At 71.8% G+C, this 19,800-nt stretch carries 18 protein-coding genes; 10 read left to right on the plus strand and 8 right to left on the minus strand.

Annotated elements, in window-relative coordinates; genetic code table 11:
* Positions 1 to 65: 65 nt before the first annotated feature.
* The 3 genes from HNQ07_RS08030 to HNQ07_RS08040 all read left to right on the plus strand — a co-directional run bounded on the left by HNQ07_RS08030 (position 66) and on the right by HNQ07_RS08040 (position 2,777).
* The gene (locus HNQ07_RS08030; RefSeq protein ID WP_184110485.1) at positions 66 to 614 is read left to right on the plus strand and encodes a hypothetical protein; all 549 of its coding nucleotides are present in this window, start codon (positions 66 to 68) and stop codon (positions 612 to 614) included.
* A gap of 98 nt (positions 615 to 712) precedes the next feature.
* Positions 713 to 1,681 carry an alpha/beta hydrolase family protein gene (locus tag HNQ07_RS08035; RefSeq protein ID WP_184110487.1) on the plus strand — a complete coding sequence of 323 codons (969 nt, stop codon included), beginning with the start codon at positions 713 to 715 and terminating at the stop codon, positions 1,679 to 1,681.
* A 10-nt stretch (positions 1,682 to 1,691) separates the two neighbouring features.
* A complete protein-coding gene (locus tag HNQ07_RS08040; RefSeq protein ID WP_184110489.1) occupies positions 1,692 to 2,777 on the plus strand; it encodes an alpha/beta hydrolase family protein in 1,086 nt (361 codons plus the stop codon).
* Positions 2,778 to 2,880: 103 nt separating this feature from the next.
* Here the strand turns inward: HNQ07_RS08040 and HNQ07_RS08045 are convergent, their stop codons facing one another.
* The gene (locus HNQ07_RS08045) at positions 2,881 to 3,663 is read right to left on the minus strand and encodes a TatD family hydrolase (RefSeq protein ID WP_184110491.1); all 783 of its coding nucleotides are present in this window, start codon (positions 3,661 to 3,663) and stop codon (positions 2,881 to 2,883) included.
* Positions 3,664 to 3,782: 119 nt separating this feature from the next.
* On the opposite strand from HNQ07_RS08045, the gene HNQ07_RS08050 reads away from it, so the two are divergent.
* From HNQ07_RS08050 to HNQ07_RS08060, 3 genes are read left to right on the plus strand one after another with little or no spacing between them, the layout of a single operon-like run.
* Positions 3,783 to 4,406 carry a hypothetical protein gene (locus tag HNQ07_RS08050; protein WP_184110493.1) on the plus strand — a complete coding sequence of 208 codons (624 nt, stop codon included), beginning with the start codon at positions 3,783 to 3,785 and terminating at the stop codon, positions 4,404 to 4,406.
* 22 nt (positions 4,407 to 4,428) lie between these two features.
* Positions 4,429 to 5,346: an LptA/OstA family protein gene (locus HNQ07_RS08055; RefSeq protein ID WP_184110495.1), complete on the plus strand. Its 918-nt coding sequence runs from the start codon at positions 4,429 to 4,431 to the stop codon at positions 5,344 to 5,346.
* A gap of 31 nt (positions 5,347 to 5,377) precedes the next feature.
* On the plus strand, positions 5,378 to 6,409 hold the full coding sequence (locus HNQ07_RS08060) for an LptA/OstA family protein (protein ID WP_184110497.1): 1,032 nt from the start codon (positions 5,378 to 5,380) through the stop codon (positions 6,407 to 6,409).
* Here HNQ07_RS08060 and HNQ07_RS08065 read toward each other — a convergent pair.
* The 6 genes from HNQ07_RS08065 to HNQ07_RS08090 all read right to left on the minus strand — a co-directional run bounded on the left by HNQ07_RS08065 (position 6,363) and on the right by HNQ07_RS08090 (position 13,780).
* Positions 6,363 to 7,292, minus strand: coding sequence for a lactate/malate family dehydrogenase (locus HNQ07_RS08065; RefSeq protein ID WP_184110499.1), 930 nt, complete (start codon positions 7,290 to 7,292; stop codon positions 6,363 to 6,365). The two genes, HNQ07_RS08060 and HNQ07_RS08065, sit on opposite strands and share 47 nt — an antisense overlap.
* 21 nt (positions 7,293 to 7,313) lie before the next feature.
* Positions 7,314 to 7,757 carry a universal stress protein gene (locus HNQ07_RS08070; RefSeq protein WP_184110501.1) on the minus strand — a complete coding sequence of 148 codons (444 nt, stop codon included), beginning with the start codon at positions 7,755 to 7,757 and terminating at the stop codon, positions 7,314 to 7,316.
* Between the two features lie 97 nt (positions 7,758 to 7,854).
* The gene (locus HNQ07_RS08075; protein WP_184110503.1) at positions 7,855 to 9,576 is read right to left on the minus strand and encodes a beta propeller lectin; all 1,722 of its coding nucleotides are present in this window, start codon (positions 9,574 to 9,576) and stop codon (positions 7,855 to 7,857) included.
* Positions 9,577 to 9,715: 139 nt separating this feature from the next.
* On the minus strand, positions 9,716 to 10,459 hold the full coding sequence (locus HNQ07_RS08080; protein WP_184110505.1) for a hypothetical protein: 744 nt from the start codon (positions 10,457 to 10,459) through the stop codon (positions 9,716 to 9,718).
* Positions 10,456 to 10,668, minus strand: a complete 213-nt coding sequence (locus tag HNQ07_RS24510) for a double zinc ribbon domain-containing protein (protein ID WP_373297967.1) — start codon at positions 10,666 to 10,668, stop codon at positions 10,456 to 10,458. Before HNQ07_RS24510 ends, HNQ07_RS08080 begins: the two co-directional genes overlap by 4 nt.
* A gap of 94 nt (positions 10,669 to 10,762) precedes the next feature.
* Positions 10,763 to 13,780 carry an ATP-binding protein gene (locus HNQ07_RS08090; protein ID WP_184110509.1) on the minus strand — a complete coding sequence of 1,006 codons (3,018 nt, stop codon included), beginning with the start codon at positions 13,778 to 13,780 and terminating at the stop codon, positions 10,763 to 10,765.
* Positions 13,781 to 13,864: 84 nt separating this feature from the next.
* Here HNQ07_RS08090 and HNQ07_RS08095 point away from each other — a divergent pair, with 84 nt between their 5' ends.
* The 3 genes from HNQ07_RS08095 (at position 13,865) to HNQ07_RS08105 (ending at position 18,062) form a co-directional block, all read left to right on the plus strand.
* Positions 13,865 to 15,328, plus strand: coding sequence for an MBL fold metallo-hydrolase RNA specificity domain-containing protein (locus HNQ07_RS08095; RefSeq protein WP_184110511.1), 1,464 nt, complete (start codon positions 13,865 to 13,867; stop codon positions 15,326 to 15,328).
* A 115-nt stretch (positions 15,329 to 15,443) separates the two neighbouring features.
* Positions 15,444 to 15,944 carry a thioredoxin-like domain-containing protein gene (locus tag HNQ07_RS08100; protein ID WP_184110915.1) on the plus strand — a complete coding sequence of 167 codons (501 nt, stop codon included), beginning with the start codon at positions 15,444 to 15,446 and terminating at the stop codon, positions 15,942 to 15,944.
* 105 nt (positions 15,945 to 16,049) lie between these two features.
* The gene (locus HNQ07_RS08105) at positions 16,050 to 18,062 is read left to right on the plus strand and encodes a serine/threonine-protein kinase (RefSeq protein WP_184110513.1); all 2,013 of its coding nucleotides are present in this window, start codon (positions 16,050 to 16,052) and stop codon (positions 18,060 to 18,062) included.
* Between the two features lie 10 nt (positions 18,063 to 18,072).
* Here HNQ07_RS08105 and HNQ07_RS08110 read toward each other — a convergent pair whose 3' ends face one another.
* Positions 18,073 to 19,239: a YihY/virulence factor BrkB family protein gene (locus tag HNQ07_RS08110; RefSeq protein ID WP_184110515.1), complete on the minus strand. Its 1,167-nt coding sequence runs from the start codon at positions 19,237 to 19,239 to the stop codon at positions 18,073 to 18,075.
* A 90-nt stretch (positions 19,240 to 19,329) separates the two neighbouring features.
* Between HNQ07_RS08110 and HNQ07_RS08115 the strand changes: the two genes are divergently transcribed.
* Complete coding sequence (locus HNQ07_RS08115; protein ID WP_184110517.1) at positions 19,330 to 19,749, plus strand: thioesterase family protein; 420 nt, start codon at positions 19,330 to 19,332, stop codon at positions 19,747 to 19,749.
* Positions 19,750 to 19,800: the final 51 nt, after the last annotated feature.

Raw genomic sequence — 19,800 nt, forward strand, 5'->3', positions numbered from 1 at the left:
TCATGGTCAACTCTGGTACCTACCTGTTTACGTTTGCGCCGCAGTGTTGCGCGTACCCTGTCTGTATGCGCTTACTCGCCTGGCCCGCCCTGCTTCTTCCCGGTCTGCTCCTCGCGGCGTGCAGCCAGCCGGCGGTCAAGGCGCCGGACGACTACCGTCTGAGCGGCACGCTGGGTGGCGACTGGGGATCGTCCCCCCACCTGCGCCTGGCACTGGTGGGTACGGGCTTCCCGGTGGCGGTCTCGATGAACAGCGCCATCGCTCAGAACGTGGTGGCGGACGGCGGCACGTGGGCCTTCGGCTTCGACCTGCCCAGCCCGCCGCTGCCGAACGTGGCGGGCGTGTACCAGGTGGTGGCCTTCGACGACTCGAACAATGACGCCCGCCTGAGCGTGGGCGAGCCGTTCGCGCGCAACCGGCAGTGGCTGGTGTATAGCCCGGTCAGCGGGACCATGCCGGCCGTGACCATCCCGGACTTCCTGCCGGGCGAGAACGAGGGTCTGCCCGCCCTGACCGTGTCGGCGGGCTGGAACGTGTACGACCGCGCGCAGGCGCTGAGTGCCACGAACCCGCGCGGCGTGTCCAAGATCACCGGCTACGACATCAGCCGCTGAGCGCGTGAGGGCCGGCTGGGCGGACGCTCAAGGGCACTGAAGGCACAAGCGTCGTCCAGCACGCCATTCCGGCGGCCTCCGGCCACTACGCTGCGGGCATGAAAGCTGCGCTCGTGCTGCTCGTGCCGTTCCTGCTGCTTCCCGCCAGCGCCCAGTCCGCCGCGGCGCTCGCCCGGGTGGACGCGGCGCAGATGAGCATTCCCGCCGCGCGGGAGCGCAGCTATCCGGGCAGCGCCCTGACGGTGGTCCGCACCCTGAGCGCCGGATCAAACTACACGCGGCAGGTCGTGAGCTACCAGTCCGACGGCCTGAAGATCTATGCGCTGCTGACGGTGCCACGCGGCACGCCGCCGAAAGGTGGGTGGCCAGCCATCGTCTTCAACCACGGGTACATTCCGCCGACCCAGTACCGCACCACTGAACGGTATGTCGCGTACCAGGACGCCTTCGCGCGGGCCGGGTTCGTCACCCTGAAGAGCGACTACCGCGGGCACGGCAGCTCTCAGGGCGAGGCGCTGGGCGGGTACTACGCGCCGGGCTACACGGCCGACGTGATGAACGCGCTGGGCAGCGTGAAGAAGGACCCCCGCGTGAATCCCGCGCGCATCGGCATGTGGGGCCACTCGATGGGCGGTTTCCTGTCCCTGCGCGCCATGGTGATCGACCGCAGCGTCAAGGCCGGCGTGATCTGGGGCGGCGTGGTCGGGGACTACGACGAGATGATGAACGGCTGGCCGCACCGCGCGCCGGCCAGCATTCCGCAGCGGGTGCTGAACCTGCGCCGGGTGGCCGTGGAGAAGTACGGCACGCCGAAGGCCAACCCGGCGTTCTGGAACACGCTGAGCGCCACGTCGTACCTCAAGGACCTAGGCGGTCCCATCCAGCTGCACATCGGGTCGGCCGACGAGGAGGTGCCCGTCGCGTTCCACACGTCGCTGACGGCCCGACTGAAGGCCGCCGGAAAGGGCGTGCAGAGTTACGTGTACCCCGGTGGCAACCACAACCTCAGCCAGTATCTGAACACGGCGCTGAGCCGCTCCGTGGCCTTCTTCAAGGCGAACCTGTGAGGCCGTCGCAGTGAGGGCGCTGCTGCGACTGGCCGCGCTACTCGCAGTGGCGGGCGGCGGGTATCTGGCGGTGACCCAGCCTCAGGACCTGCCCTTCACGGTGCCGTGGGGGCCGGCGGCGACCGACCCGGCCCGCGCGCCCGCTGCGGCGGCGCCGGCCCAGCCGTCAGACAGCGGCTCTGACGCCGCAACCATGCTCAGCGATCCCTTCGGGCAGGTCACCGACGCGGCCATCCGGGCGGCGGTGGCGCGGCAGCCGATCTCGATTCCCGCCCTGCGGGCACGGTCGTACCCCGGCAGCGCCCTGACTGTGGTGCGTACCCTGAATGCTGGACCGAACTACACGCGGCAGGTCGTGAGTTACCAGTCCGACGGGCTGAAGATCTACGCGCTGCTGACGGTGCCACGCGGCACGCCGCCGAAGGGAGGGTGGCCAGCCATCGTGTTCAACCATGGGTATATTCCGCCCGCCGAGTACCGCACCACCGAGCGCTACGTGGCATATCAGGACGCGTTTGCCCGTGCGGGCTACGTGACCCTCAAGAGCGACTACCGTGGGCACGGCAGCAGCGAGGGCGCGGCGCTCGGCGGGTACGACGACCCGGGGTACACCATCGACGTGCTGAACGCCGCCGCCAGCGTGAAGAAGGACCCGCGCGTGAACGCGAAGCGGCTGGGCATGTGGGGCCACTCCATGGGCGGCCAGCTGACGCTGCGCGCCATGCTGGTCGATCCGGACATCCGGGCGGCGTCGGTGTGGGCGGGCGTGGTCGCCAGCTACGACGTGCTGGCGACCGAATGGCGCGTGCCGGGCGGCGAGGCCCGGCCGGCGCTGGACAGCGTGAACCGCCGCTACCTGCGCGCCCTGAGCCCCAACGCGTCCCTGCGCGACCTGCGGGGCCGCCCCATCCAGCAGCATCACGGCACCGCCGATGAGGACGTGCCGTACGCGTTCCAGAAGGACCTCGCGGACGACCTGCGCGCCGCCGGACAGCCCACCCAGGCGTACCGCTACCCCGGCGACAACCACAACCTCAGCCGGAACCTGAACCTCGCCCTGGCGCGCAGCGTGCAGTTCTTCAAGGCGACGCTCTGAGGACGGTCGGCTGAACGCGGCGTCGCCCTGGGCGGCCCGTGATGCCTCACGGAAGCGAGCCCGCAGAGGTGACTGATCCACCGGCCCACGATGGCTGCCGGTGTCAGGGAGCTGGAGGCACGTCTGTCAGGCCATACACCCGCCGGGCGTTCTCGTCGGTTGCGGCTTCCAGGGCCGCCGCGTCCAGACCGCGCAGGGCCGCGATGAACTCCAGGGTGTGGCGCACGTACCCGGGCCGGTTCGGCTTGCCACGTTTGGGTACGGGCGCCAGGAAGGGCGCGTCCGTTTCCAGCAGCACGCGCTCCAGGGGCAGCATCGCCGCGGCCTCGTGGATGTCGCGGGCCGTCTTGTAGGTGGTGTTGCCCGCAAAGCCGAAGACGGTGTGCTCTCCGCGCTCCAGCCCGAAGCGCAGCAGGCCGCCGTGTCCGGAGAAACAGTGCAGGATCACCGGCACGTCCGGCCACGCGCGCAGCACGTCCATGACGCCCCGGTGCGCCGACTGCTGATCCTGTTTGTCCCGGGTGTGGATCACCAGCGGCTTGCCCACCCGCCGCGCGAGGTCGAGCTGCCACTCGAAGGCGCGGATCTGTGCGGCGCGTTTCGTGTCGTCCCAGTAGTCGTCCAGACCGCTCTCGCCAATCCCGACCACGCGCGGGTGCGTGGCCAGCGCCTCGATCTCGGCGCGGGTGGCCGGCGTGTCCTCGTCCGTGTCGGTGGGGTGCAGGCCCACGGTCGCGTACACGTCGGGGTACTGTTCGGCCAGGGTGACGGCGTTGCGCGCGTGTTCTGGGCTCGCGCCGATGCAGACCAGGGCGCTCAGGCCCAGTTCGCCGCGCGCGCTGGCCGGGTCGTCCAGGTAGTCGAGGTGGCAGTGCGTGTCGATCACGTCTGCCAGGGTAAGCCCGTCGCCGCCGGCCCGACCGCTGGACCGCCCCCGGCCGGGGCACCCGCCGAACCCACTCCAGGCCCACCACTCTCATGAGGAGGGCACGGTAGAGTGCCCGCGTGCCGAAGGCTGGACTCTACGCTCTGCTCGCCATCCTGGGGTTCGCCCTGTGCTTCGCGTTCCTGCCGTCCGGCACGGTCGCGGGCAGCGGCACCGGCGCGGTCCTGAGCGGCGTGACGTTCCGGCTGTACCCCAGCCGGGACGCGGACGCCGTGTGGTCCTTCGCGGCGCAGCAGGTCAGCAGTGACCCGGTCGCGGGCGAGACGCGCCTGACGGGCCTGTCCGGCGGCCAGCGCACCGTGAAGGAACGCGACCCCAGGACGAACGCGCTCACCGGCCGCGAGCGGCTGGACGCGCGGCTCGACGCGCCCGACCTCACCATCGACGATCAGGACAACATGACCACCCGTCAGGCCCGGATCACGCTGGTCAACGAGTGTGCGGACATCGATCTGAAGGGTTCGGCCGCCCAGCCGGTGAAGATCGAGCAGGGCCAGGGCTTCAGCGCTCCCGTCGCAGAGGTCCGCTCGCCGCTGCTGGACGGGCACTACGAGAAACTCCGCATGCGATTCGACTTCTACATCGAGGATGCCGACAACGAGCACTCGACCACCTCCTCGAACCTCGACACCACCGAACGCTGCGTGAACGGCAAGCGTGTGAACACGCCGGCCGGCACCTGACTCTGTCTCCAAGGAGAACGCCATGAACCACTCCTCCATGAAACGCACGGTCCTGATCCTCGGTACGCTCGTCACCACCGCCGCACTCGCCCAGGCGGCCGACACCGCCACCAAGCGCCTCATCACCATCCAGGGCGGGCCGCGCGGCGACCTGCGCAAGGGCCCGCTGACCTTCAACGGCTCCGCCAGCGCTCCGGTCAAGGCGACTGTCAGCACCCTGAACATCCAGGCGGCGCAGGCGGTCATGTCCGCGCCGGCCGGCACGCAGCTGATCGACGCGAAGGGCAAGCGCAATGCCGACTTCACGGGCAGCGTGCTCGTCACGCGCGGGCGCCTGACCGCCAAGGGCGACAAGCTCGCGTACTCCGAGTTGACCGGCCAGGGCGTCATGACCGGCACGCCCAGCGCGACCTTCGTGCCCTCGAACAAGGAGGACGGCGACGCCGTGAACATCCAGGCCACGCAGATGAGCCTGGACGTGGACAACAACGTGTCCACCAGCACCGGCAACGTCAGCCTGACGAACGGCACGCAGACCGGTAAGGCCGACAAGCTGGTCTTCGACGAGGACAAGGAACTCGCGCAGATGACCGGCACGCCCAGCCTGACGCGCGCCGCCAAGGGCAGCCAGAAGGAACTCGTGATGAGCGGCACCGAGGTGCGCGCCCGCACGAAGGAAAAGACCCTGTACGTGAAGGGGAACGTCAGGCTGGTGCAGGGCAGCACGACCACCACCGGCGACGCCGTGTACTACGACGACAAGAAGAACGTGGCGTACGTGGTCGGGAACGCCGTGAGCGTGGACAGCAAGAGCAAGGTCACGCTGCGCGCTCCGGCCAGCGGCTACCTGGAACAGCGCACGGACCTGGCGCGCGTGCGGGTGCTGAACTCGGCGTACAAGATTCCCGCCGACCAGTTCAAGCTGCGCGGCGAGCAGTAAGGACGTGGGCGGGCAGGGGCTACACTCGCGTATGGCGTTTCCCCGGCGGTCGGCCGCCCTCCTGACGCTGGCCCTGCTGCTGGGCGGCGTGCCGGGCAGTGTGTCGCCGCTGGCCCGCGCCCAGCAGGCGCCGCCTACGGATCAGGCCGCTCCGGCCACGGAGACCGCCGATACCACCAGTTCGGAGAACGCCAGCCTGGAACTCGTGCGCCGGGGGCAGAAGGACGGCAAGGAGCGCCGCATCCGGATCGTCCGCACCGGCACCAGCGACGAGACCGGGATCTTCACGGTGTGCAGCCCGCAGGACGGCGACCCCGAGAACGCCCCGAACCTCGCGGTGTTCAGCGAGACGACCACCAGCGGCATCCAGATCAGCATCGACAAGAACGTGATCCGCGTGCCGCTGGCGGTGGTCACGCAGCAGCAGCCCAGGGACGGCCAGGACGGCAGCGACGGCCGGGTGGAGGCCAGCGCCGGCACCGCCCGTTTTCTGGACACCGTGCCGGAGGGTGCCACGAACCGCCTGCTGAAGTGCGGCGTGGAGGTGAGCCCCAAGCCCGCGCCGGACACGGTGTTCGTCACGCAGGGCAAGACCGAGCTCAAGGGCCAGTCGCTGGTGTACGACGAGACGGACGGGATTGCGCGGATCGACGGGCCGATCAGCTTCGCGCGTGCGGGCCAGAGCGATCCGCTGACCGGCAAGAGCGACAAGATCGAGGTGGACGTCGATCAGGAGAAGACCACGCTGGTGGGGAACGTCGTGCTGAATTCCTCGGGCGGGCGGGTCAGCAGGGCCGCGCGGGTCGAGTACGACGACACCCGCAACGTCGCGCGGCTGATCGGAACCGCCGACCAGCCCGCACAGAGCGTGAAGGGCGGCGACACCCTGACCGCCGGCATGATCCTGTACGACCTCGACCGCAACGAGGTCTACGCGGTGAAACCCGAGGGCGGCACCATCACCGGCGAATTCCAGGACGGCGAATCCGGCGCAGGCACTTCCACGACATCCCCTGTCACGGCGCCGACGACCACTCCGCCAGTGACGACCTCGCCGCCCTGAGGACCGCAGCGCTCGCCTCCAGGGCCGCCGCCTCGGCGTCGTTCAGGGCCGGCATGACGGTCTCCAGCACGCCGGCCGCGCCCACGATGCGCGGCACACTGAGGCTCACGCCGTACGCCGGCGTGGGTGCGCTGACGGTCAGCACCGCCCGCCTGCCCTGCAGAATGCGCTCGGTGATGCGGGCCAGCGCCGCTCCGATGCCGTAGTACGTGGCGCGCTTGCCCTGAATGATCGCAGCGGCCGCGCCGCGCGTGCCCGCCTCGATCTGCGCGCGGATGTCCGGCGTCCACGGCCGGCCGCGCGCCTGCATGAAGGCCGCCACGGGCAGGCCCGCGACCGTCACGGCGCTCCACGCGATGACCTCGGAATCGCCGTGCTCGCCCAGCACCGCGCCGTGCACGTGTGTGGCGTCCACCCCGGCGTGCTGCGCGGTCAGCCAGCGCAGCCGGGCGCTGTCCAGCACCGTGCCGGAGCCCAGCACCGCGCGGTCCGGCAGCAGCCGGGCGCTCAGGTCCGTGAGGACATCGACCGGATTCGTTGCGATCAATAGCACGGCGCCTGGCGCAGCGGCGGCCACGCGCGGCATCAGGTCGCGGAAGATCGCGGCGTTCTTGCCCAGCAGGTCCAGGCGGGACTCGCCGGGCTGCTGGTTCGCGCCGGCCGCCACGATCACCACGCGGCTGCCCGACAGCGCGTCCAGCGGGCCGCTGTCCACCCGCGTGCCGTGGCTGACCGGGCTGGCGTGCGCGATGTCCTGCGCCTCGGCATCGGCACGCGCCGCGTCGAGGTCCGTGAGCAGCAGTTCACTGCACGAACCCCGCAGCACCAGCGCGTACGCGGCCGTCGCGCCGACCAGCCCCGCGCCGACCACGCCGACCTTCACGCCGCTGCTCCCACGCGCGGCTCAGCCGTGCCGGACCGACAGGACCGGAATCCGGCTGCGGGCCACCAGTTTCTCGGCGGTGCTGCCCAGCAGGAAGTGCTCCAGCATGCCCTGCGGGTGCGTGCCCACCACGATCAGGTCCGCGCCCCACTCCTCGGCGGCGTCCAGCAGGCCCGTCAGCGGATCGCCCACCAGCTGCACGCTCTCCTCGCCCGGCTGGACCACGCGTGACATCACGCCGGCGTCAGCGTCCTCCAGGGCGTTCAGCACCGCCGGGTCCGGCAGGGTGGGCGTCACGCCGCCCATCAGGTCCGGGGTGGTGCCCACGCGGGCGTCCGTGACGTGCGCGAGCTTGAGCTGCGCGCCGGGAAAGCGCGTGCGGGCCACGGTGAGCGCGTGCCGGGACGCCTCGGAGAAGTCCACGCCCACGAGGATCTTCTGGAAAGCGGAGGAGGGCTGGGTCATGGTCCGAACGTACACCGCGCCCGTCAGGCCCACGTGGAACCTGAAGGGCAAATGAAGTCCGCCCCCACGTGATCGGTGGGGGCGGATTCCGGGGCGTTCAGAGGCGGAAGGGGCGGTTCCACGCGCCGTTCTGCGCCTTGAAGATCAGGTTCAGCAGGCCGCCGGGATCCGAGTAGAAGACCTCGAGCTGGTTCGCGATGGTCTGGTAGCGCACCGCGATCGGGCTGCCGGGCCGCGCGGCGCCGGCCGGAGCCAGTGCGAAGGGCCGGTTCCACGCGCCGTTCTGCGCCTTCCACACGATGTTCACCGCGCCGTTCGGGCCGACTGTGAAGACTTCCAGCTGGTTGTTGAGGGGATAGAAGGAGCCCACGATCGAGCCGCCCGGAACGCCGGTCCCCGGCCCGCTGATGGCCGCAGGCCCGTTCCACTTCCCGTTCTGGGCCTTCCACAGCACGTTGACACGGCCCGAATTGTCCACGAAGAAGGCCTCGAACTGGTTGTTCAGGGGGTAGTACTGCAGGGTGATGCGGCCCCCGGCGGGCATCTGGTTGGGGGGCGCGATGCCGAAGGGCCCGTTCCACTTGCCATTCTGCGCTTTCCAGGCCAGGCCGATCCCGCCGTCGTTGCCCGCGAACATCACTTCGAGCTGGTTGTTCAGCGGATAGAAGGCGGCGCTGATGCCGGCTCCGGAGGGAGCCTGCCCCGGCCCACTCAGCGCGGCGGGACCGTTCCAGCTGCCGTTCTGGGCTTTCCACAGCACGTTCAGCGCTCCGTTGCTGCCGATGAACAGCACCTCCAGCTGGTTGTTCAGCGGGTAGAACACGGCGCTCAGGTCACCGCCGGGGCGGACGACGTTCGGGGCGGTCAGCCGGATGGGACTGGACCACGCGCCGTTCTTGGCCTTGTAGGTCACGTAGATCGCGCCGTCGTTGGCGGCGTAGAAGGCCTCGAGCTGGTTGTTCAGCGGGTAGCTCACCATCGAGATGTGCGCGCCCTGCGGCAGCAGGCCCGGCCCCGACAGGAAGATCGGGCCCTTCCACCACGAGTTGTTCACCTTCCACACCAGGCCCAGCGCGCCCTGCGGCGTCACGTACATCGTCTCGAACTGCTCGAGGTCAAAGGTCTTGTAATCGGCGATCTCGGGGCTGGTGCCGGGCACCGGCGTGCTCCCCTTGCCGTACAGCACGTTCACGCCGATCTTGTCGAGGTCGCTGAGCTGGCCATTGCCGTTCCAGTTCGGGTTGCAGTAGTTCATGATCGAGACTTTGTCGTACGGCGTGACGGTCCAGTCCGGATCGGTGCCCTGGTGCGCCTCGGAGCAGTCGAAGCGGTCCGAGCGGTTCTGTTCGTGCGCGATGCCCAGCGCGTGTCCGAACTCGTGCGCGGCGATGGCCTTGATGCAGTACTCGCGCGTCTTCTGGCAGCTGGTGCTGAAGTTGTTGAACGTGAAGTTCAGCTGCATGCCGTTCTTGACGCCGTCGATGCCGGTGCCCAGCGCCGTGGTGTGCGAGCGGTTGTCGATGATCTGGATGCGGATGCCGCGCGTATTCGCGCCGCAGGTCGCCCAGCCGGTGAAGCGCACCGCCGAGGCCGCCTCCCAGGTGGCCTGCACGGCCTGCTGAACCCAGCCGCGCGCGGCGGCGTCGCTGCCGGGGTTTTCCCAGCACACGCCGATCTGCGCCGACGGCCACAGGCTGGAGCGCTGCACGCTCAGCGGCGCGCTGGTCTTGCCGATGTTCTCCTGCGCGGGCGCGCTTCCCGCCACGCAGGCCACGGCCAGCAGAGAGCGGAACACGAAACGAAACGGGGTGTGGTTCATATGGCTCCTCGGCGGGGGAGAAGAAGTCCCCGCCACACGGCGGTGCTGTGAAAGGGCGGGCGCGATGACAGGCCGGTGCCGCTCCGGTCGGCAGGTCGCCGGCCGTGCCGGGAGCGCCGACCTGTCGGGTCTGGCCGCGCTACTTCGAGCAGGTTAGGTCGATACGGAAGCTGGGGCTCTTGACACCCCACGGCAGCGCCTTGGCGAAGTCCCCGCCCTCGCTGGTGTCGATGCGCCACACCAGCTTGGTGGGCCGCCGGCTGGTGCTCGCGGCGTTGCCGTCGAAGGTGGTGATCATGCCGCGCCACACGCCCGAGGGCTGGAACTGGCTGTACGTGACCTTCTGGCCGTTGAGCGAGTCGGTGATGCTCCAGCTCATCGGCGTGCCGTCGGCGGTGATGAAGGCCAGGTGCTGCTCGTCGGCGAACAGCAGGCCGTCGGCGCCGGTCATGGCCTTGGCGGTGCCGTTGCGGGCCTCCAGGTCCACCGCCCAGCGGGCCGTGCCGTCGTCCTGGATCACGCGCAGGTTGCTGAACTTGATGCGCCACACGCCGTTGAACAGCGTCTGGTTCAGGCAGCCCGACAGCGCCGTGATCTGCTGCGAGCCGCCCGCCACGGTGCCCGGCGTGCCCTGGCCCGCCGATGCCTGCGGCCCGGTGATGCTCAGGGTGTCGCCGGCCGTGCTCACCTGAAAGCCTGCCGCCGTGAGGGCGCTGATCGGCACGTAGGTCTGCCCGCCCACCGTCACCACGGTGCCCGGCACCACGCGGCCGTTGACCAGGATGCGCGTGACGCCGGCCGCCAGCGCCGACGCCGTGAGCAGTGCGGCCAGTCCCAGGCCGCGGCGGAACGAGAAGGGCCGTGTGCTGCGTCGTGTGTTCATATGCTGTGTCCTCCGTGGACTACGAGTTCCTGGCCGCAGCGCGTGCAGTAGCGCGCGTACGGACTGGTGATGTCGGCGTGGCAGCCCGGGCAGTGCCCGATCAGCCGCGCGCCGTCGTGCGGGCAATACCGTTCCTCGCTGACGCTGGGCAACGCGCGCCCACACCTCGGACACAGCCTGTACGTGACCCCCCGGTGCACCCCAGCCATCCCTCCACCTCCTGCGCCCAGGGTGCGGCGCGGCCGGTGAGGGTGTGGTCAGGGAACCGGGCCGTTACGCCGGACGGTCACCCACGCAGGGCGCTCACGACGGCCGGGCGGCCAGGTAGTCCTGCCAGCGCTCCGGCAGGACCACGCCCACCTCGCCCAGCTGCGCGCGCGCGGCGCCGTACAGCCGCGTCAGGCTGCGGTGGTTGTCGCTGCGCCGCAGGGCGTCCAGGGTCAGGGTCAGCGCGGCCTCGTCCAGCGTGTCCTCGTCCCACAGCAGGCGGCCCGCGCGGGCGCTCGCCGCGGGATCGTCGGCCAGCGCCGCGCGGGCCGCGCGCAGCAGGGCCGCGTGCAGCACCTCGCGCTGCGCCTCGCCCAGTTCCGGCGGCAGCGGGCCGCGCCACAGGCCCAGTTCCGGCGCGGCCAGGAACGCCTCGGCGTCGCTGGGCACGTCGCCCAGGGCGTACCCGCCGGGCGTGGTCACGATCACGCTGTGGCCCGCCGCCGCCCGCAGCGCCGCCACGCCCTGTTTCAGCGCGCCCAGCGCCTGCGCCTCGGGTCGGCCCGGGTACAGGTCGTCGGCCAGGTCCAGGCGCGTGACCTCGGCGCGGCCCTGGAGCCGGGCTTCCAGCAGGCGCAGCAGCAGCGTCCGGCGCACCTCGCCGCGCACCGGCGCGCCGTCGAGTTCCAGCGGACCCAGCACCCGCAGCCGCACGTCGCCGGCCGGCGCGGCCGCGCGGCCCAGCGCGCGGCGGGCCAGCAGCGTCCCCAGGCCCTGTCCGCGCGCCTCAAAGCGCTGCGCGAGCGCATTCAGCGCGTCCCGGTCGCCCGCCAGGCGGGCCACGTCCACGGCGACCCGGTCCGCCTCGTACTCGCCCAGGTGCTCGCGCGCCACGGCCTCGGCGGCCTGCAGCGCCGCCAGCGCCTCGCCGCGCCGGCCCAGAGCGTCCAGGGCCAGGCCGCGCGCCACGCCGTTGCGGCTTTGCGTGCGCGGATCGGCGCTGAGGGTCGCGGCGCGCGCCTCGGCCTCCTCGACCAGCTCCAGGGCGCGTTCGCCCTGTCCGGCGCGGGCGTGCGCGCGGCTGGCATCGTTCAGCGTCTCGACCAGCAGGCGCGCGTTGCCCAGGTCCTGCGCCAGGCGCAGCGCGCGCCGCGCGTGGTGCAGGGCCAGTTCTGCCGAGAGCGGCGCGCCGCTCAGGGTGTAGAGCGAGGTCAGCATGCCCAGCGCGTTCAGCAGGAAGTGCGCGCCGTCCAGGTAGGTCAGCACCCCCTGCGCCTCGATCAGCGCGTCCTCGGCGCGTTCCAGCTCCCCACGCTCGAAATGCAGCTCGGCGCGCATGCCCAGGCTGCTGGCGTAGCCGCGCGCGTCGCCCAGGCGCTGGCGGGCCTCCAGGGCGTGGCCCACGCTGTCCATCGCGGCGTCCAGTTCGCCCAGCATGCGCAGGAAGGCCGCGCGGTTGTGCCACAGCGCGCTGGCCCCCACGCTGTTGCCGGCGTCCTGCATGCTCTGGGCCGTGTCCGCGGCCAGGTCCGCCGCGGCGCGGTACTCGCCCTGGTGATACAGCAGCATGACCTGCACGCCCAGCAGCCGCTGGCGTTCCGGTTCGCTCAGCGGGCCGGCCAGCAGGGCGTCCAGTTCCCGCGCGGCGTCGTGGCGCCGGCCCGTGGCGAGCAGGGCCATCGCCACCGCGCTGCGGACCGGCACGCCCGCCGCGCCCTGCTGGTCGCCGTTCAGGGCCTCCCACGCAGACAGCGCGCCCACGTGGTCCCCGATGTTCTGCAGCGCCATGATGCGCGCGCCGTCGGCCAGCGGCCCCGGCGGCTGCGCCGCGAGCAGACTGTCGAGCGCGGCGCGGCCGCCGGCGCGGGCGCTGAGCGTGGCGGCCAGCGGCAGCGTGCGCTCGGCCAGCGCGGGGTCAGCCAGGGTACGGACGGCCAGGTCCAGCGCGCGCGGCAGGTCGCTGCCCTGGAGCAGTTGCGCGGCCTGCACGGCCAGCTCGGCGCGGCGCTCCGGACCCGCCAGGTCGCTCGCGCGGGCCAGCAGGGTGCCCGCCTGCGCCGCCAGCCCGCGCGTCTGGGCGGCGGCCGCGGCACGTTCCAGCAGGTCGGCCGCCTCGGTGGGTGGCGTGCCGGCGGCGTCTAGGAACTCCACGGCGCGCAGCGGATCGCCGTGGTACGCGGCCAGCGCCCGGCGGGCCAGCGCGCGTGCCTGCTCCGGCGTGGTCTGTGCGCGCAGCACCTCCGCGTACAGCGGGTGGCTGAAGGCCGCGTGCTCGCCCACCAGCAGGCCCTGCTGCGCGAGGTCGTGTGCGGCCGCCCGCAGCGCGTCCGGGCTGACCTCGGCCACCTGTGCCCACACGTCCGGCGGCGCGTCGGGCACGCTGGCCCGCGCGGCCAGCAGGGCGCGGTGCGTGCCGGCGCGCTCCAGGGTCAGGTCGATCAGCGCCTCGATGCGGCCCGGCAGGCGGGCCTGCTGCGGCGCGCGCCAGTGCCAGCGCTGCCCGTCGCTGTACAGGTGCCCGCTGCGCACCAGAAACCGCAGGTACTCCAGCGTGAACAGCGGATTGCCGCGCGCGCGGCCGTACACCCAGCGCCGCACCTCGGGCGGCAGGTCCGGCCCGAGTTCTCCCGCGCACAGGGCGTCGGTGCCGTCCGCGTCCAGCGGCTCGACCGCGCACGCGGCCAGGCCGTCCGGCACGGCGTGCCGCGTGGTGAACAGCAGCACCACTCCGCGCGCGCGGCCCAGCAGATCCGCCAGGGTGCGCAGCGCGGCCGCCTGGGTGGGGGGCGCGTCGTGCAGGTCGTCCACGATCACGCCCACGGGCGCGTGCGCGGCGATCAGGGCCGCCAGGGCGCTCAGCGCGCCGTCCCCGTCGGGCAGGCGGCGTAGCGCCGCCTCGGCCCAGCCGGGCAGGCCGCGGCCGGCCGGAAAGCGCGCCGGCCACTCGGTCAGCGGCAGGGTGGCGGCCACGGTATGCGCCTGCACGCCCCCGCGACGCAGCAGGTCGTGCGCGGCGTGCGTCTTCCCGACGCCGGCCGGCCCGTGGTACGCCAGCACCGCTCCCTGACGGCGGTTCCGCAGGGCCCGCAGGGCCGCCTGTTCCTCGCTCCGCATGCTTCATTGTGACGTGCCGGGCACGCCGGAGGGGCGGCGGGTACTGGTCGGCGCGGTCGGGGGGGCCACGGTACACTCCGGGACATGCACATGAAGAGTTTCGGCGCGGCGCTGACCGTCACGGGCAGCATGCACCTGCTCACCCTGGACGGCGGCCGGCAGCTGCTGATCGACTGCGGCCTGTTCCAGGGCGACGACGAGACCGACGCCCGCAACCGCGAACCCTTCGACTTCGATGTGCGCGGCCTGGACGGCGTGATCCTCACGCACGCGCACCTGGACCACGTGGGGCGCCTGCCGCTGCTCGTCCGGGGCGGCTACCGCGGCCCGATCCACTGCACGCCCCCCACCGCCGCCCTCGCGGAGACCGTGCTGCTGGACTCCGCCCGCCTGCAGGAGGACGGCTACCGTATGGACCTGCGCCACGCCCGGCGCCAGGGCCGCGAGGCCGAGGTGCTGCCCCCGCTGTACGAGGAAGCGGACGTGCACCGCACCGTGGCCCTGCTGCGCCCGGACCTGGCCTTCGGCGAGACGACCACCATCGCCGGCGTGAAGATCACGCCCCAGCGCGCCGGGCACATCCTGGGCAGCGCGTACCTGCTTTTGGAGAGCGCGGACGGCCGCCTGATCATGTCGGGCGACCTCGGCAACCGCGAGAGCGGCCTCCAGATGGACTTCACGCCGCCCCCGGAGGCGGACGCGGTCGTGATCGAGACGACCTACGCCAACCGCACGCACCGCCCGTGGACCGAGACCCTGCTGGAATTCCGCGACGCCCTGAGGGGCGCGGTGCGCCAGGGCGGCAAGATCCTGATTCCGACCTTCGCCATCGAGCGCGCCCAGGTGATCCTGTACACCCTGAAGGACCTGATGGACGCGGGCGAGGTGCCGCGCATCCCGGTGTTCCTCGACTCGCCCATGGCGACCCGCGCGACCAACGAGTACTTCGAGTTCGGTGACGAGCTGATCCCGCCGGTGCGGGACGCGCTGCGCGCCGGCGAGGACCCCTTCCGGCCCAGCACGCTGCACGTGGTGCCCACCAGCGCCGAGTCGCAGCGCCTGAACAAGTACGACGGCCCGGCGATCATCATGGCCGGGAACGGGATGATGACCGGTGGGCGCATCCAGCATCACCTCAAGCACCACCTGTGGAACCCCTCGACCAGCCTGATCATCGTGTCGTATCAGTCGCCCAGTTCCCTCGGTGGGCGGATCGTCACGGGCGCCGACCACGTGCGGATCATGGGCGAGGACATCGCGGTGCGCGCCCACGTGCACACCATCGGCGGCTTCTCTGCCCACGCCGACCAGGACGACCTGCTGGCCTTCCTGGCGACCACCGGCACGCCGCACGTGTGGCTGGTGCACGGCGAGCCGGAGGTCATGGACGCCTTCGTGCCGGTGCTGGAGGGGCGCGGCCTGAAGGGCGACCTGATGCCGGACCGCCAGGACGTCGACCTGCGCGGCCCCGGCTTTCCCCAGGGCCGCCCGCCCGGCGTGGTGCTGGACGCCGCGCCGGACGCGGCACGCGCCGAGGGCGGCGAGTAGGAACGGGACCGGACCTGAGCGGAAGAATGGAGTGGCGCGGCGCAACGGCGGGCTGCGGCCTCCGGCTGGCGGAGCGGTAAGTCCCGGCCGCCGTAAGCTACCCTGGGCAGTGATGATGCGCGCCGCGTTCCCCCTCCTTCCCGCACTCCTGCTCACCCTGACCGCGTGCGGTTCCAAGGGCATCGAGGGCCTCCAGACCTACACCTACGCTGCCGGCGACCACCGCAGCGGGTCGCTGGTGTACGCGGAGAACCCCCCGGCGGGCGGCGCGCACAACCCCATCTGGCAGAACTGCGGCGTGTACTCGCAGCCGCTGTACAACGAGTACGCGGTGCACAGCCTGGAGCACGGCGCGGTGTGGATCACGTACCGCCCGGACCTGGACAGCGCGCAGGTGGACACCCTGAAGAAGCTGGTGGACGGCCGCCCGTACACGCTGCTGAGCCCCTACGACGGCCTGCCCAGCCCGGTCGTGATCAGCGCGTGGGGCGCGCAGCTCAAAGTCGAGAAGGCCGACGACGCCCGTCTCAAGGCCTTCCTCGACAAGTACGAGCAGGGTCCCACCGCGCCCGAACGCGGAGCGGCGTGCAGCGGCGGGTACTCCAGCACCCGCTGACGCGGACTTCGTGACGGTCCCCTGACCCCGGCGGAAGCGGGCGGCCCTACAGTGGAGGCCGCCGCGTCCGGCGTTCCCGCCGCCTGCTCCTCCGGAGGCCCGTCCATGCCCAGCCGCTCCGCACTGCCCGCCGTCCTCGCCCGCCTGTTCCGTCGGTGCCCGGCCCTCCGCTGGGCGCGCGCCCTGCTGCCCGTGCTGCTGGGCGTGTCGCTGCTCGGCGTCCGGGCAGGGGCCGTGCAGGTCGGCACGCTGAACCTCACGCCGCCCTCCGGCTGGACGGTCCGGGTCGAGAAGGGCGTGGCGACCCTGATGCCCGCGGGCGGTGCCGCCGGAGTGATGCTGGTGATTCCGGACCAGACGATCACCGGCGACGCGAGGGCATGGTTCACGACCAGCGTGGGGCAACTGTCCAGCGACGGGCAGGTGACGGAGCGGACGGACGTGCAGGTCTCCACCACGCCGGCCGGGGCGTCGCTGCTGACGGCCGGCGCGGCCGTGCGGCTCGCGCAGGGCACGCAGTACCGCGCGTACATCGCCAGCGTGTCGGGCACCCGGGCCACGTTGTACGTGCTGGTCGCGCCCAGCCGCGAGGTCTTCACGGCCCGTCAGGCGGACTTCGTGGCGCTGGTCCGCTCGGGCCGCGCGCCGGCCGCCGGGGTGCCGGCTCCCGCGACCGGCGGCGGGCTGACCGGACCGAAGGCCGCGCTGCCGGCCGTGAAGCCCATGAACGCCGCGCAGTTCGTCGCGGCCGGCGGCGATCCGGCCACCGCCGTGATCCCCGACGAGTTCCGCTGCTACCAGGAAAAACGCGGCAGCGGCGTGACCCCCGAACTCGTGTTGCAGATCCTTCCCGGCGGGAAATACCGCACGCCCTACGGGGCCGGGTCGTACACCGTGAAGAGGGACGGGAGCCTGACCAGGACCGCGTGGACCGGCGGGGTGCTGGACGGCGCCTCCGGCTATCTGGATTTCGGGGACGATGGCCAGCAGCTCAGCCTCCACGACGTCGGCGAGGGCACGCTGGACGACGCCAGCGACTTCGAGTGCTACCAGCGCGGCCCGCGCGAGAACCGGCAACTGCTGGACTTCAAGCTCCGCACGCCCGCTGTGGCCGCGTACCCCTGCACCCTGACCGACGGCAGCGGCCGGAGCGGCGGCACGCTGGAGATCCTCGCGGGCGGTGCGTACCGCCTGGGCGGCCAGAGCGGGCACTACAGCGTGGACTTCCGCAGCGACCAGGACCAGGAGTGGAGCGACCTGGAGTTCACGGGCGGCGCGCTCCAGGGCGCCAGCGGTACCTACGGCGAGGACGCCACGGGCCTGCGCACGCTGCGCGTGTACCGCCCCAGGATGGAGTGCACCAGGGTGGTCAAGCCCACGCCCCTGCCCCGCTACGGCGCGGCGAAGGCGCCGGCGCCGCCCAGGGGCAGCGGAGGCCTGAGCGGCGCGTACGCCACGTGGTACCCCGACCCGCTGGCCGCGATGGGCCTGGGCGGGTGCAGCGGCCTGTGCTGGGACGTGTACGTGTTCGACAAGGCCGGCTACGTCTTCACCGCCGAGCCGGACGCGTCGCTGGACGAGGCGGACTGCACCCGTACGCACCCCAACGGTCTGCCGGTGTGCGAGGTCTACCGCGCGCAGGGCGGCCAGCTCGTGATCGGCCGGGACAAGCCTGTGCCCTTTGCGAAGGCGGGCGCGGCCCTGAAGATCGACGGGCGCACCTACCAGCTGCTGCAGTCCCTGGCCGGCGTGAAGCTGAGCGGCACGTACACGTCCGACAGCTTCGTGGGGGGCGGCGCCAGCACGGTCAGCGGCGCGTTCCGGACCACCCTGACGTTCCTGCCGCAGGGCAAGTTCACCCGTGAGCGCAGCGGCGGCGTGAGCGCCACCACCACCGACACCGGCACGAACGCGGGCACCGTGACGGGCGGCGCGACCGTCACCAGCGAGCGGCGGGGCGGCGGCACGTACCGCGTGACCGGGTTTACCGTGGAACTCACCTTCGGCGGCGGACATGTCGAGAAGCTGTTCGGCTACGCCCTGCCGGGCAAGGACGGCTGGCCGCAGCTCGACCTGCTGCGGCTGGGCGGCTCGACCTACACGACCGGCCGGAAGTAGGGCCCGGCCGTCACGGCCGCCGGTCGCGCTTTCCCGCGATGCCCAGCACGCGCAGCACCACCACCGCCGGAATCGCCATGACGGCCAGCAGCGCGTTCCACACGGTGCCGCGCACGCTGGGCAGCAGCCGGCCCTCGCCGTGGCGCGGCACCCGCGGCAGCATGCGCGGCCAGCGGGGCAGATCCACGCCCAGCACCCGGCCGCGCGCGTCGCGCACCGGGCCGCCCTCGGCGAGCGCCGCCCGCTCCTGCTCGCTGGGTTCCGTGCTGATCTCCGCGCCCTGGGCGGCCAGCGCCTGCTTCTTGCCCACATTGGCCGCGCCGCCCGCGTGGGTGCCGAACTTCTGCGAGTACACCCACGTGACCTCGGCCCCGAAGAAGAAGATCATCGCGGAGTAGTAGATCCACAGCAGCAGCACCACCAGCGCGCCGGCCCCGGCGAACACGCTGCCCGGCGCGGCCTGCCCCAGGTACAGGCCGATCAGCAGCTGCCCCAGCGTGAACAGCGTGGACGTGAACACGCCGCCCGCCCACACCTCGCGCCACTCCAGCTTCACGTCCGGCAGCACCTTGTAGATGCCCGCGAAGATCGGGGCCAGGAACGCGGTCGAGAGCAGCAGCGTCCCGGCCCGCACGAAGAACGCGCCCGCGCCGATGGTGTTGCCCAGCCGCTCGGCCACCGCCGAGAGGTACGTGTTCAGGCCCAGGAAGGCGATCAGCAGCAGCCCGATCCCGATGATCATCAGGAAGGACTTCACGCGCGTCCACACGATGTTCACCACGCCCTGCGGCGGGGAGGGATCGGCGCCCCACATGGAGTTCAGGGCGTCCTGGATCTGCACGAACAGCCCGGTCGCGCCCAGGAACAGCGTCACGAAGGCCGCGACCGTCGCCGTTGTACTCCCCTTGGTGAGAGCGTCGGGTTTGATCAGGCCGCGCAGGAACTCGGCGGTGTCGGTGCCCAGGTTCTGCGCGATCAGGCCGGACGGCCCGAAGAGTTGGTCGAGCACCGCGCTGTCGGTCAGCACCCGCCCGGCGATCAGCACCGCCAGCAGCAGCAGCGGCGCGACGGCGAACACGGCGTAGTACGCGATGGCCGCCGCCAGCCTCGGCGCCTTGTCCTGATTGAATGCCAGGAAGGCCTCGCGGATCAGGGTGAGGACATCGGCAACCTTCATCCAGCCAGTGTAGGGGGGTGGCCCGGCCGCACCGGAACGGAGCGTTCAGACAATGCCCATGAACGGCGTGCCGGACGCTACTGTGGCCGCATGCGCGCCATTCCGCCGGGCTACACGCAGACGCTCGACGTGCTCGTCACGGACGACATGACCGTGCAGTTCGGGGAACTCGGGGCGGTGCACCCGGTGTACGCCACGTACTGGCTGGCCCGGCACTTCGAGGAAGCCGGGCGCAAGATCATCCTGCCGTTTCTGGAGCCCGGCGAGGGCGGCATCGGCACGCAGGTGGACGTGACGCACACCGCGTCCGCGCTGCCGGGCATGCGGGTCACGGTCACGGCAGTGCTGGAGCGCGTGGAGGGCCGCCGGGTGCATTGCCGCTTGAGCGCCGTGAACGAACTCGGGGACGACATCGGGCACGGCACGACCACGCAGGCCGTGCTGCCACAGGCGCGGATCGACAAGAATTTTGGCGCGCTGCGGCAGCGCTGGGACGCGCGCCGGGCCTGAACACTTCCGTGCATTTCGTGCCCGGACTGTGCGGCGCGGTTCGGTATGCTG

It is taken from the genome of Deinococcus metalli (assembly GCF_014201805.1).
Taxonomy (GTDB): Bacteria; Deinococcota; Deinococci; order Deinococcales; family Deinococcaceae; genus Deinococcus; species Deinococcus metalli.